Raw genomic sequence first — 13,841 nt, forward strand, 5'->3', positions numbered from 1 at the left:
CAGCTCCTATACGGTGTACAACGCAGATATGAAGAAGGGCGGTGCCGTGAGCCACCGCCCTTCGTTCTGCGCCGGCCGTCAGCTGCTCGCCGCCTGCGTGAGGTCGTAGAAGGTGGCCGAACCGACCGTGACCTTCTTGAAGTTGCTCTCGACCCACGAGGTGATCTGCGAGGAGGTGCCGGTGCTGCTGCCGCCCATGCCGCCGCCGGAGCCGCTCGAGATGAAGTAGTGGATCCTGCCTTCCTCCACGTACTTCTTGAACTGCGCCAATGTCGGGGACGGGTCGGTGCCGTTGAAGCCGCCGATCGCCATCACCGCGTCGCCGGTGGAGAGCTGGTAGCTCGCGGCGTTCTGGGCGCCGATGGCCGCGGCGGCCCACGTGTACTTGCCGGAGTCGGTCTCCAGCAGCTTCTTGGCCTCGGAGCTGACGCTCGCGCCGTTCAGCAGGCCGCCGACACCACCGCCGCCGCCCATGCCGCCGCCTTCGCCCATCTGACCGCCGCCGGGGAAGCCGTTGCCGTTCTGGGGGGCGCCCTTGCCGTTCTGCTGACCCTGGCCCTGGCCCCCCTGGCCCGGCATGCCACCGCCGGGGAAGCCGCCGGTGCCGCCCGTGCCGCCGCCCGGGAACCCGTTGCCGTTCTGGGTGGTGCCGTTGCCCTGCTGCCCCTGGGTGTTGCCGCCGCCGGGACCGCCGCCGTTACCGCCGAAGCCGCCCCGGCCGCCACCGCCGCCCGGACCGCCGCCGCCCATCATGCTCGCGCCGGACGGACCGGCGGTGACGATGGATCCGGTGTGACCTTCCTGGAGCGTGCTGAGGGTGTACGCCGTCGGCCCGGCCAGCGCCGCCACGACGCTCACGGCCACCGCCGCGAGGGCCGGCCGCCGGTTCAGCCGGCCCGCGAAGACCAGGCCGAGCGCGCCGACCAGGCCGCCGATCAGGACCAGCCACTTCAGCCAGGGCAGGTAGTCCGAGGTGCGGTCGAGCAGGACGTAGCTCCACACCGCGGCCGCCACGACCGAGGCCGCGAGGGTGATCGACGCCCAGATCTCGCCGCGCTTCTCCCACAGGATGCCCGCGCCCATACCGATCACGGCCGCCATGTAGGGGGCCAGGGCCACCGTGTAGTACTGGTGGAAGATGCCCGCCATGTAGCTGAAGACGACCATGGTCATCAGCAGCGAGCCGCCCCAGACGAGGAACGAACCCCGGGTCACGGACGTCCGCGCGAGCTTGCGCGTGGCCACCAGGCCCGCGACCAGCAGGATCAGCGCGGCCGGCAGCAGCCAGGAGATCTGGCCACCGATCTCGGAGTTGAACATCCGGTCCCAGCCGGTCTCGCCCCACTGGCCGGTACCGGTGCCGCCACCGCCGCCGCCGACGCTGCCGGTCTCGTCGCCGCTGAGACGGCCCAGGCCGTTGTAGCCGAAGGTCAGCTCGAGGAAGCTGTTGTTCTGCGAACCGCCGATGTAGGGGCGGGAGGACGCCGGCCACAGCTCGACGATCGCGACCCACCAGCCGCCCGAGACGACCAGCGCGACCGTCGCCAGGGCCAGCTGCCCGAGGCGCTTCCTCAGCTTCACCGGCGCGCAGACGCCGTACACGATCGCCAGCGGCGGCAGGATCAGGAAGGCCTGCAGGGTCTTGGCGAGGAAGGCGAAACCGATCGCCGCACCGGCCCACAGCAGCCACTTCGTACGGCCGTCCTCGAGGGCGCGGACGACGAGGTAGCAGGCTACGGCCATCAGCAGCGCCAGCATGGCGTCCGGGTTGTTGAACCGGAACATCAGCGCCGCGACGGGGGTGAGCGCGAGCACCGCACCCGCGATCAGACCTGCCTGCGGGCTGAACCGGCGGCGCACGGACGCGTACACGACGGCGACCGTCGCGACGCCCATGATCACCTCGGGGACGAGGATCGCCCACGAGTTCAGGCCGAAGATCCGGACCGACAGCTCCATCGGCCACAGGGCGGCCGGGGGCTTGTCGACGGTGATGGCGTTGCCCGCGTCCAGCGAGCCGAAGAAGAAGGCCTTCCAGCTCTTGCTGCCGGCCTGGACTGCCGCGGAGTAGAAGGAGTTGGCGTAGCCGGAGGCGCTCAGGTCGTAGAGGTAGAGCAGACCGGTCGCCAGCAGCAGGCCGAGGAAGGCCGGGCGCACCCAGCGGGGGTCCTCGGGGCGGCCGCGCCACAGTCTCCGTACGAAGGGCTGCTCGGGTTCGCCGGCCTCGGGGGCGGGCGACTGCACAGCCGCCGGCTCCTGGGGCGGAGCGGTCGGGGGCGGCCCCCAGGAGGTGGGCGCACCCCCCTGGTCGATCGTCCGGTCGTACTGGGTGGTCATCGTGAGTCCCCCGGGTCGGTGTCGTAAGGGCGCACCGGCTGGAGCCGCATGGTCGCGTCCCTCCCCCACTCTCGGCTTCGCTCGAGCGGGGGCACCCCCACGGTGCCGTCCGCGGCTTCGCCGGCGCGGAACCGGGTCGTGTCGTGCGTGGAGGGGTACGGCTGCTGCGCCACCGGGCGCTGGGGCAGCGGTGCGTACGGGCCGCCGGGCTGCTGCGGGGCCCGCGCCGTCGCGCAGGTCGGCGAGGACGGGGTGTGGGAGGCGACCACGGTCGAGTGGGCGCAGGCGTCGGCGTCGCGCCGGTCCGGGAACACCCACGCGCGGAAGAGCAGGAAGCGGAGCACGGTCGCCGCGAGGTTGGCGGCGATCAGCACCGCGAGTTCGGTGGAGTGCGCGGGGCTGGCGGTCGCCGTGTTCAGGGCGGCCAGCGAACCGCTGGTCAGCGCGAGGCCGATACCGAAGACGACCAGGCCCTGCGCCTGGTGCCGGACGGCGCCACCGCTGCCGCGCACCCCGAAGGTCAGGCGACGGTTGGCGGCCGTGTTGGCGACAGCCGAGACCAGCAGCGCGAGCGCGTTGGCGATCTGCGAACCGCTGAAGTTGCGGAAGGCGCTGTAGAGCAGCAGGTAGAAGAGGGTCGACAGAGCGCCGACCACGCAGAAGCCGACGAGCTGGCGGGCCAGCCCCTTGGGCACGTCCTGGATGTCACGGTCGCGCGGATCGTCGCCGAACGGGCGGGCGAGCCGCTCCAGGGACAGCGAACCGGTGGCCAGGGCCTTGCCCACACGCCACACCCCCTTCAGGTCCTCGGTCGCCGTCTTCACGATGTGCACCGTGGAGTCGGGATCGTCGACCCAGTCGACGGGCACCTCGTGGATACGGAGCCCCGCCCGCTCGGCGAGCACCAGCATCTCGGTGTCGAAGAACCAGCCGGTGTCCTCCACCAGCGGCAGCAGCACCTGGGCGACGTCACGGCGGATCGCCTTGAAGCCGCACTGCGCGTCCGAGAAACGGGCCTGGAGGGAACCGCGCAGGATGAGGTTGTACGCCCGGCTGATGAACTCCCGCTTGGGTCCGCGTACGACGCGGGAGCTACGGGCCAGCCGGGAACCGATCGCGAGGTCCGAGTGGCCCGAGATCAGCGGGGCCACCAGCGGCAGCAGCGCGTTGAGGTCGGTGGAAAGGTCCACGTCCATGTAGGCGAGGATCGGCGCCTCCGAGGCCGACCAGACGGTCCGCAGCGCACGACCGCGGCCCTTCTGCTCGAGGCGGAAGGCCTTCACCTCAGCGATCTCTGCCTCCAGCCGCTGAGACACCTGCGGCGTCGTGTCCGTCGAGGCGTTGTCCGCGATGGTGATGCGGAACGGGTACGGGAACGTGCGCTCGAGGTGCTCGTGCAGTCTGACGACGCACGGCCGGAGGTCCTTCTCCTCGTTGTAGACGGGGATCACTACGTCCAGGACAGGCGTACCGGCTGCCGCGGCCGGGAGGTGCTCCCGCGCCGGCAGGTTGCCGGGAGAAGAGTCGGTTCGCATGACAACGACTGTTGTCAAGCGCCCTGTTGCACCCATGTGGTGGCACTGTGCTGTACCTGTGAGTCGAGTTGCCAGTTCGTTTCGGGCGCCGGCTGGGGGACGGCCGGGGCAAGGGCGGGCAGATGCACGGTGAACACCGTCCGCCCGGGCACGCTGTCGACGGTGACGGCACCGCCGTGCGCGGTCGCGACGGCCTGCACGATGGCCAGGCCCAGACCGGTCGACCCGGTGGCGCGCGAGCGCGCGGAGTCACCCCTCGCGAACCGTTCGAAGACATGCGGGAGCAGGTCCGGCGGGATGCCCTGGCCGTTGTCCTGGACGTCCACGCACAGCCACGGTCCGCGCCGCTGCACACGTGCGGTGACGGTCGTACCGGGCGGGGTGTGGGTGCGCGCGTTCGCCAGCAGGTTGACGAGCACCTGCTGCAGCCGGGCCGCGTCCGCGGACACGAGGGCGGGCTCGTCGGGCAGCTCCAGCCGCCAGACATGGTCCCGTCCCGCGGCACGGGCATCGCTGATGGTGTCGACCACGAGGGGTACGAGGTCCGTCTGCTCGAACTGCAACGGCCGGCCCGCGTCGAGTCGCGCGAGCAGCAGCAGGTCTTCGACGAGCAGCGTCATGCGCCCGGCCTCGGACTCGATACGGCCCAGGGCGTGCCGGGTGTCGGGCCCGACCTCCTCACGTCCGCGTCGGGTGAGCTCGGCGTACCCGCGGATCGACGCGAGAGGTGTCCTCAGTTCATGGCTGGCGTCCGCGACGAACTGCCGGACCCGCGTCTCGCTCTGCTGGCGGGCGTGCAGGGCGCCGTGGACGTGGTTCAGCATCCGGTTGAGCGCGGCACCGACCTGTCCGACCTCGGTGTGCGGGTCGGTCTCGGACTCGGGCACCCGCTCGCTGAGGTTCACCTCGCCGGTGTGCAGGGGGAGTTCGGAGACCCGGGTGGCGGTGGCGGCGACCTTGCGCAGGGGGCGGGTGGCGACGCCGACGAGCACATAACCGGCGATGCCGGCGGCGACGAGACCGGCGGCGGTGATGCTCACCTCGACGAGGAGGAGGGTGTTGATGGTGTTGTCGACGTCCGCGGTGGGCAGCGCGACGTAGAACGCTCCGCGGCCGTTCTGGCTCTCGATGTACTTCACCAGGTAGCCGCCCAGACCGGGAATGTCCACGGTCTCGGTTCCGGTCTTCGACGCCTCGGCGAGCGCGGCCTTCTGCGCCGTGCTGAGCCGCGTGGTGGTCATGCCGCCCTGGTAGCTCTTCTCACGGGCGACGACCGCCTCGGCGATCCCGTTGCCGTCGTCGTTCATGACGGCGACGACGGTGCCCGGCTGCGTCGGGCCCCGGCTGGTGAACTGGAGCTTCTCGTCCGTCGTCAACGAGGTGCCGGACGTGCCGTCGGCGTTGCCGTTGCCGTTCAGACCGCCAGGAGTGTCGACGCCCGGCTTGGGACCGCCCACGGCCCGCATGGCGACGTCGAAGACCTGGTCGTCCAGCTGGTCGTACAGGTGGGAACGCAGGGCGAGCGTCGTCACCGTGCCGATCACCGCGCACACGACCGCGATCAGCGTGACGGCGGAGACGACGAGCCGCGACCGCAGGGTTCGTGGAGTCCGCTGCCTCTTCGGCTTCTGCCTCTGCTGCTGTCGCTGTCTCTGCCTGCTCATCGCGCTGCCTTCACCGAAGCGTCCGCAAGGGTCTCGGGGTCGCTGCGCCAGGGCTCACGACCAGGTGGAGGAGCGACACGGGGACGCTCCTCCACGACACGGGCGGCAGGCACGAAGACCGACGGCCCCACCGGATACCCGGCCTCAGCCGGCCGGCTTGATCAGGTAACCGGCGCCGCGCCGGGTGTGGATCATCGGCTCGCGCCCCGCGTCGATCTTCCTTCGCAGGTACGAGATGTACAGCTCGACCACGTTGGCCTGACCGCCGAAGTCGTAGGACCACACCCGGTCCAGGATCTGCGCCTTGCTGAGTACACGACGAGGATTACGCATGAGGAAGCGCAGCAGTTCGAACTCGGTGGCGGTGAGGTGGATGTTGTCCCCGGCCCGCGACACCTCGTGGCTGTCCTCGTCGAGGGTGAGGTCACCGACGACGAGCACGGAGTCGGAGCGCCGGTCGGCGGCACCGGAACGGCGGATCAACCCGCGCAGCCGAGCCACGACCTCTTCGAGGCTGAACGGCTTGGTGACGTAGTCGTCGCCACCGGCGGTGAGCCCGGCGATCCGGTCCTCGACCGCGTCCTTGGCGGTCAGGAAGAGAACCGGCACGTCGGGCAGCTCGCGGCGCAGCCGCCCCAGGACGGTCAGGCCGTCCATGTCGGGCAGCATCATGTCCAGGACGACGGCGTCGGGCCGGAACTCGCGGGCGGTCTGGATCGCCCCCGTCCCGTCACCCGCGCTCCGGATCTGCCATCCCTCATAGCGAAGGGCCATGGACAGCAGTTCGGTGATCGACAGCTCGTCGTCCACCACAAGCACTCGGACGGGGCTCCCGTCCGGCCTCAGCAGTTCGGTGCGCCCCTGGGGCGAGGTCGTGGTCATGGTGGACACCATGTCGGGGTCCTCTGAGAGCACGCTTTCACTAATCTGTGATTTCCCTGAGAAGCTCACAGGAGCCTCTCAGGGCAGCCCTGGGCAATTCCTACTCTGGGGACGGGGCCGACACCGCCCGTTCGAAGCCGTGGCTGTGCTCGACCCTGGCGATGTGCAGGGAGTACCGCTCGTACCAGTGCGCCCGGCCGTACTCCTTGGCCGCACGGTGCTCCGCATGGGTACGCCAGTGCTCGATGCCGGCGAGGTCCCGGAAGTAGGCGACGGTGACGGCGAGCCCGCCGGGGGTACGGGCCGAGTCCTCACCGAGGAAGCCGGGGATGTCCTTGACCAGCTCACCGAGACGCTCGGCGGTGTCTGCGTACGAGTCTCCGCCGCCGCCGTCTCCGTCTCCCTCGGTGCGTACCGAGGTGAAGACGACCGCGTAGTAAGGGGGTTGATGGGCCGGGACAGGTGCAATGCGCTGATCGCTCATGTCACCCACGATCACCCGTGCCGCCCACGGCCTCCACCCCCCTTACCGAAAGGGATCCCGCAGGGATCCAACTCTTTACCGACACGGCCCACTTCACCGCACGACCCGTCAGAAGAGCCCTTCCTGAACACTCGGCGTTCGCCTGAACTCCCGTACAGGAACGTCGAGTACGCGTGCGCCACTCTCCGCCGGGACCAGCCCCCACCCGGTCATCAACCGTGTGTCGAGCACCACGACGGCCCCGCCGCCCTCGCCCCCGCTCATCAGATGGAGATCAGGTCCGGCGGCAGCCACCAGCTCCCCCCTCACCACGCCCCCGGCGACGAGCTCTCTCACCTCTCCGACGGCGGCGGGCAGCCCGGCGAGCCCGAACACTCCCACGTGATCCACAGGCCGGAAGGGCTCACGCGTCAGCGACTCGGGCCACTCACGGAGCGCCACCGCCCGCGCGTGCAGCTCGGCGATCTCGGCGGCCCGCTCGTCCTCCGTACCGGGCAGCGCGGACCGCACCGCGCGCTTGTCGGCGTACGGAATGCGGTCCGGCACCCCTAGCGCGGCGCGCAGCAACTCCTCGGCCCGCCGCGCGGCCATCAACGGCCCGGCACCGAGCCAGCTGAAACAGACGGCCCCCTGCTCCAGCAGTCGCGCCGGCCCCCGCTCGAGCGCCGTGATGCCGACCTTGACCATGCCGGGCCCGAACCACGCCAGATATACGTGGTACGGCCGCGGGTCGTCCGCGATGGTGTCGGCGGCCACCGAGTGCGCCCGGTCCAGCCGCGCACACTCCTCGCACCGCGCCCCCGTACTCCGCCCCGACACGACCGCCCGTACCGCACACGGATGCCCGCGCGCCCCCACACACGTCCGCACACCCCCGTCCGCGACCCCGAAGGCCACCTGCTTCCCCCGCGACAGCGCGCTGCCCCGCCCGCCGTCCCACATCAGCACGGGACCGTCCGCCGACCACCGCAGTCCCGAGCACTTCCATGCCTGTGCCATCACCTTCGAGCGTAGGCGCAGCCACTGACAACGGCGGACCAAGGCCTGAGCCTTGACGCCGACGTCCAGAACTCCGCCGTCGCCCACCTCCGCCGCCGCCCCGGGCCGCCGAAATCGGCGGCTTCGTCTCCGGGTTCGGCCCCGCGATCAGCAGCCCCGAAGCAAAAGCCAGAGGCCCCGTGGATCGCTCCACAGGGCCTCTGGTCTGGTGTGCACTCGGCAGGATTCGAACCTGCAACCTTCTGATCCGTAGTCAGATGCTCTATCCGTTAAGCTACGAGTGCTTGTCTTTTGTTATTTCGTCTTCGCTCCCGGCCCTTCCGGCCCGCTCGCGGCGACAGGAAGAACATTACATGACTGCCGCCGACATGTGAAATCCGTTAGCCACACCCCTTGTGACCTGCGGAAACGCGCTTTGGAGCGGTTCTGGAGGACATACGGAACAACGAAGCCCCGGTCCAGTGGACCGGGGCTTCGTTGATCGCGCGGAGGCGGAGGGATTTGAACCCTCGATGGGCTTTAAGACCCAAACCGCATTAGCAGTGCGGCGCCATAGACCGGACTAGGCGACGCCTCCCGCACAACCGCTCACGCGAGCGCGAGTGGTGCGTGCAGATGATGACACAGTCGAGCGTCGTGTCACCAATCGGCCTCTACGGTACTAGGCAGGTGGGCCGTAGAGCAAAGCCATTCGCACCGGTGAGGCGGACGCGCAACGTACCGACGTGCACCGCGTTAGTCAGGTCATGTCGCAGGTCACCTCCGGCGGTCTCCGCCGGCTCGTCACCGCCGCCTCCCTCGCCGCGGTCACCTCCCTGTCCGGCGCGCCCACGGCCGCGTACGCAGGGGTCATCACGGAAACCGGCAGCGCCGGCGTCCGTGTCATGCCCCCGCCCGTCCCGGACGAGGATCGGGCCGGCGGCGGCGATCACCTCACTGTCACCGTGCGCCACGCGGGTGGCGGCGCGGACGGGACGTACGAGTTGTACTGCCACCCCGGCGGCGGCAGTCATCCGGACGTGGGAGGCGCCTGTCGTGCGGCGGAGCGCAATACCCGATGGGGCAGAGAGACCTTCGCGCCCGTGCCCGAGCGCAGCGTCTGCACCATGGAGTACGGCGGGCCGGCCACCGCCCATGTCGCCGGAACCTGGGCCGGGCGGCCCGTCGACGCGACGTACGACCGCAGCAACGGGTGCCAGATCGCCCGCTGGGACCGGTTCGTGCCGCTGCTTCCGGACCTGGGTCCGTAGAGGTCCATCACAGGCCCCGGCAGTGGTTCCGTCGGTGGTCCCGCCGGTCGTCCCGCCAGAGGTCCCGGCGGAGGACGATCGGAGGCCCGTCGCGGAGGGAGGTCGTTCACAGGGGTCTCCCGGTGGAGACAACGGTCTCGTAAAAGTCCCGCGAAGGTCCCGCGAAGCCCGAGGATGCGGTCACACGTTCTGTGTCACTTCGTCGTGCGAGCTCCCTCCCATCCGGCGCCGCGAGCGCGATCCCAGCCTTTAGACTCCCTCGCGTGACACGTCGCGGGCCGGTTGGCAAGATGGCCCGAGCGGTCGGCAAGGTGCGGTAACAGGGAGGAAGCGTCTCGTGAGCAGCAGGCCATCCCGAGGCGCTGCTCGCCTCGCAGCCATACTGGACGCGCTGCCCGATGCGTTGGTGCTGGTCAACGCCAACGGGACGGTCGTCAACGCCAACACCATCGCCCTGGAAGCCTTCGAGGCTCCGGGCACCGCCCTCGTCGGACGCGGGCTGCTCGATCTGCTGCCGCAGTTCGACTCCAAGCTGATCCCGGGCTCCATGCGCCGCCCCGACCACATGGACCCGGTCGGACGGACCAAGCCGACCAGGATGATCGCCCGGCGGACGGACGGGGTGGAGTTCCCCGTCGAGGTCACCAGCGCCAACCTCGAGAACGGGCAGCAGGCCTACGACGGTTACGGCTACACCGGCGACGAGCTGCTGATGCTCGTCGTACGCGACCTGTCCGGCACCGTCGACACCGAGGCCGAGCTGGCGCGTTCGCAGCGGCAGACCGAGATGATTCTGCGGGCCGCGTCCGAGGGTGTGGTGGGGACCGACACCGACGGGCGGATCGTCCTCGTCAATCCGGCCGCCGCCCAGATACTGGGCTACCGGGCCGGCGACCTCGGCGGCAAGGAGCTGCACGACCTCGTACTGCACTCGCGCGCCGACGGCTCGCCCTTCCCGTACGACGAGTCCCCGCTCGCCGACACCCTGCGCTCCGGGCGCAAGCACCGGGTGCGCGGGCAGGTGCTGTGGTCCAAGAGCGGCGACAAGGTGTCGGTCGACCTGACCACCGCGCCCGTGCGCGACGGCGACCAGCTCGTCGGCGCCGTGATGACGTTCAACGACCGGCGGCCGTACGACACCCTGGCGGAGGAGAAGGAGGCCGCGGACACGCGGCACGCGGAGGAGCTGGAGCGGCTCTCCGAGGAGCACGCCTCCGACCTCACCGCCCTGCGCCAGCAGCACGTCACCGAGCTGGAGGAGCTGCGCGAGCAGCACGAGGAGGAGCTCGCGGCCGGTGAGGAGCGGTACGCCGCGCTCGGCGAGCGGGAGAAGGACCGGTACGAGGCGCTCGCCGGGCGGCACGAGCAGTTGCTCACGCTGCTGGGGCAGTCGTTGCGCGGGCCCCTGGACGAGCTGCGCCGCGAGCTGGCCGCGCTCGCCGCGGACGACGCCGGGCAGCTGTGGCCCGAGGCCAACCAGGTGCTCCATCACCTGTCGGCGGGCTACTCACGGATCACCACCCTCATCGACAACGTCCTCGGCTACCAGCTGCTCGACGCCGGGACCGAGGGCATCACTCGCACGAAGGTCATGCTCGACGCCGTCGTCGCCGCCGGTGTCGACGGGGCCGTCGAGCTGATCGGACCCGGCCGTGTGCAGTTCGCCGTGCACGCGCCGCCCATCGAGGCCGAGGTCGACGCGCGCCTCCTCGCGACCGCGCTCGCGCATCTCGTCGCGGACGTCGCCGGGGTCGATGCGACCGGCAACGCGCCCGTGTCTGCGGGCGGTTACATGGACAACACCGTCGTCGTGGCGGCGGCGCAGCGCGGTGAGGTCGTACGGATCGAGGTGCGTGGGCCGTATGCCGGGGGAGACCCGGTGCACGAGCCGATCGTGCGCGGGATCGTGCGCGCGCACGGCGGTGTGCTGCAGACGCACGAGGTGCCGGGGATGAGCGGCAGTGCGTACGTCCTGGAGGTTCCGCTCGGCGGCGGGGCGGGGGCCGTGCCCTCTCAGGCACTGGAGCTCGGGCAGGGACACGGGCAGGGGCAGACTCATGCCTTGGAGTCCGCTGCCGGCGGGGAGCCGGGCGCCGACGACGCGGGGCCCGCGGAGGGCTCCGGTGGCGGGCGGGGGCGCCGGGCACGGCGATCCTCCGTGGACGCCTTCCTGGAGAGCGAGGTGCCGGGCGAGTCCGGTGGTGCCGAGGCGGAGGCCGCGTCGCCGACCGGGCGGCGCCGGAGGCGGGCGGCCGCCGAGGAGTCGGCGGCCGCTGCTGCCGACGCCGGGGAGGTCTCCGGCGGTACCGGGCGGCGGCGCGGGCGACCGGCCGAGATCGCGGCCGCGCCCGCGGGCGGGGGCCAGGAGGCCGCCGCGAGTGTGGTCGAGGGGGTGGCCGAGGGGGCCGTCGTCACGGCCGCCGAGCATGCCGCGGGAACCGCGGCCTCGGGGACCGGTCTGGGCGGGACCGTCCCGCCGCAGGGTGTGCCCGCACCCCCCACCGGACGGCGCGCACGGCGTGACTCCGACGAACAGCACGCGTTGCCGCCCGCACTGCCCGCGGCGTCCGCCCCGGAGCAGGCCGCCCCTGTGGACGGTACGGACCCTGACGACTCGCAGCCGACCGGACGTCGGCGGCGGGCCCTGGCCGCCGCGACGGAACGTGCCGCCGCGCAGGAGGCGGCCCCCCGTACGGTCTTCGCCCTCCCGCCCGCCGAGGCGGACCGCCCGTCCGACGGGACGGGAGAAGAGGGACAGTCCACTCCCGTGAATTCCGTCCCGGCTCAGGCTCAGGCGCCGGTACCGGTGCCCGTGCAGGGTCCTTCGGGTGACGCACTGATCGACCACGGTCGGCACGACGCCGTGCCCCACGACCAGTCCGACGACCACACCCCGCCGCAGCCGCACCCCACGAACACGCCGACCGGCCGCCGCCGACGGGCCGTTGGTCAGCCGGCGGAAGCGGACGAGACGCCCGGGATGCCCGCGCAGGGAGCGCCCACGGCGGCGATTCCGGCGCAGGTGCCCCCGGGGCAGCAGCAGCCTGTCGCCGCCGCTCCGGCAGCTCAAGCCCTTCCGACCGCTCAAGCCGCTCCGACAACTCCGGCAACTCCGGTACCTTCCGCACAGCCGGTCCCGCAGCAGCCGGTCCCGGCGCAGGGCGTCCCCGTACTGCCCGCCCCCGCCCAGCCGCTTCCCGCGGAGGCGCCTCCCGGCCAGGCAACCCCGGCCTCCGGCACCCCCGTCCCGCAGCCGTGGCGAGGCGACGACGCCGGTCCCGGCGCCGGGACCGGCGTACCCGTACCAGCACCGCCGAACGGCATCCCCGCGCCCCAGCCGCAGGCCCAGCCCCAGGCCCCGGCCGGCCAGCAACCGGCGGCCACCTTTACCCCGGCGGCCGGCACCCCCTTGCCTCCCGAGAGCGCGCCCGTGCAACCGCAGCCGCGGGCGGCGCAGCCGTTGCCCGCCGAGGCGGCGCAGGCCGCGCGGGCGGCGGCGCCGGTGGACCCGAACTCGACGCAGGGGCGAGCCATCAGCGTGCGGACGCTGGGGCAGGGCGTGCCGTTCACCCGGCAGGCGGCGCAGGTGCAGCAGCCGTCGGCGGCCACCACGCCGCCCCCGCACGGGGGAAGTGGTTCCGGTCGGCGCCGCAAGCTGGGTACGCCGCCCGACCCGGCCACGCGCCCGGAGCAGGCTGCCCGGCCGCACCCGTCGGCCGAGCAGTCTGCCGCGCCCCGGAAGGCCGCGCCGCAGGCCGCCGTGGCCAAGACCCCCGCGCCGCAGCCTGCGCAGCCGTCGCTCGCGGGGCAGTCCCGGCTGGCGTCGGCCACCGAGGGCGCCGGACGGTCGTACGCCATAGGAGCACCTGACGAGAACGCCGCCGAGGGTCCCGAGCCGCTGGACGGTCCGGGCGGAGCGGTCGAGGTCGCGGACATGCCGCGGCCGCAGCCGATGGACGACGAGCTGCCGCCGGAGCCGCTGGACAACCCGCGCCGGCTGCTGGTCTGGCCGGCCCCGGACGTCTCCACGCAGCAGGCGCTGAGCGACCGCGGCTACCGGCCCGTGATCGTGCACTCGCGCGAGGAGGTGGATGCGCAGATCGCCGCGTTCCCGGCGGCGCTGTTCGTCGATCCGCTGACCGGGCCGATCACGCGTACGGCACTCCAGTCGCTGCGGCAGGCAGCCGTGGCCGCCGAGGTGCCGGTGCTGGTCACGGCGGGGCTCGGGCAGGCGACGCGGGAGGCGGCGTACGGCGCCGATCCCGCCGTACTGCTGAAGGCGCTCGCGCCACGCGACAGTGAGCAGCACCCGCCGCGCGTGCTGCTCATCGAGGAGCACGCCGAGATCGCGCTGGCGCTGACCTCGACGCTGGAACGGCGCGGGATGCAGGTCGCGCGGGCGGCGAGCGACGCGGACGCGGTGGCGTTGGCGGGGCAGTTCCGGCCGAACCTGGTCGTGATGGACCTGCTCCAGGTGCACCGGCACCAGGCCGGGATCGTGGACTGGCTGCGCGCGAACGGGCAGCTCAACCGCACCCCGCTCGTCGTCTACACCGCCGCCGTCGACCAGGCCGACCTGCCGCGCCTCGCCTCGGGCGAGACGGTGCTGTTCCTCGCGGAGCGGTCCACCAGCGCCGAGGTGCAGAGCCGGATCGTGGACCTGCTCGCCCGTATCGGCACCAACTAGGAC

8 protein-coding genes and 2 tRNA genes are annotated in these 13,841 nt (G+C 71.9%); 2 read left to right on the forward strand and 8 right to left on the reverse strand.

Annotated features, from left to right (window positions below):
- Positions 1 to 78: 78 nt before the first annotated feature.
- From ACFY16_RS10870 to ACFY16_RS10905, 8 genes are all read right to left on the reverse strand, one after another.
- Positions 79 to 2,337, reverse strand: a complete 2,259-nt coding sequence (locus tag ACFY16_RS10870) for a glycosyltransferase family 39 protein (protein WP_390646776.1) — start codon at positions 2,335 to 2,337, stop codon at positions 79 to 81.
- Positions 2,334 to 3,872 (reverse strand): glycosyltransferase, encoded by a 1,539-nt coding sequence (locus tag ACFY16_RS10875; protein WP_390646777.1) that lies wholly within the window; start codon positions 3,870 to 3,872, stop codon positions 2,334 to 2,336. Before ACFY16_RS10875 ends, ACFY16_RS10870 begins: the two co-directional genes overlap by 4 nt.
- Positions 3,873 to 3,886: 14 nt before the next feature.
- Positions 3,887 to 5,536 carry an ATP-binding protein gene (locus ACFY16_RS10880; RefSeq protein ID WP_390646778.1) on the reverse strand — a complete coding sequence of 550 codons (1,650 nt, stop codon included), beginning with the start codon at positions 5,534 to 5,536 and terminating at the stop codon, positions 3,887 to 3,889.
- A gap of 144 nt (positions 5,537 to 5,680) precedes the next feature.
- Complete coding sequence (locus ACFY16_RS10885) at positions 5,681 to 6,418, reverse strand: response regulator transcription factor (RefSeq protein WP_152894310.1); 738 nt, start codon at positions 6,416 to 6,418, stop codon at positions 5,681 to 5,683.
- Positions 6,419 to 6,518: 100 nt separating this feature from the next.
- Positions 6,519 to 6,902: an antibiotic biosynthesis monooxygenase family protein gene (locus ACFY16_RS10890; RefSeq protein WP_390646779.1), complete on the reverse strand. Its 384-nt coding sequence runs from the start codon at positions 6,900 to 6,902 to the stop codon at positions 6,519 to 6,521.
- A gap of 108 nt (positions 6,903 to 7,010) precedes the next feature.
- Positions 7,011 to 7,901, reverse strand: coding sequence for a DUF2797 domain-containing protein (locus ACFY16_RS10895; protein WP_390646780.1), 891 nt, complete (start codon positions 7,899 to 7,901; stop codon positions 7,011 to 7,013).
- 211 nt (positions 7,902 to 8,112) lie between these two features.
- Positions 8,113 to 8,185: transfer RNA gene (locus tag ACFY16_RS10900), tRNA-Arg, on the reverse strand.
- A gap of 202 nt (positions 8,186 to 8,387) precedes the next feature.
- Positions 8,388 to 8,478, reverse strand: a tRNA-Ser gene (locus ACFY16_RS10905).
- Positions 8,479 to 8,647: 169 nt separating this feature from the next.
- Between ACFY16_RS10905 and ACFY16_RS10910 the strand changes: the two genes are divergently transcribed.
- Positions 8,648 to 9,151: an SSI family serine proteinase inhibitor gene (locus tag ACFY16_RS10910; protein WP_390647234.1), complete on the forward strand. Its 504-nt coding sequence runs from the start codon at positions 8,648 to 8,650 to the stop codon at positions 9,149 to 9,151.
- Between the two features lie 337 nt (positions 9,152 to 9,488).
- Positions 9,489 to 13,838, forward strand: a complete 4,350-nt coding sequence (locus tag ACFY16_RS10915; protein ID WP_390646781.1) for a PAS domain-containing protein — start codon at positions 9,489 to 9,491, stop codon at positions 13,836 to 13,838.
- The last annotated feature ends 3 nt before the right edge of the window (positions 13,839 to 13,841 follow it).

The sequence above is a fragment of the Streptomyces sp. NPDC001315 genome, from assembly GCF_042896175.1.
Lineage (GTDB): Bacteria > Actinomycetota > Actinomycetes > Streptomycetales > Streptomycetaceae > Streptomyces.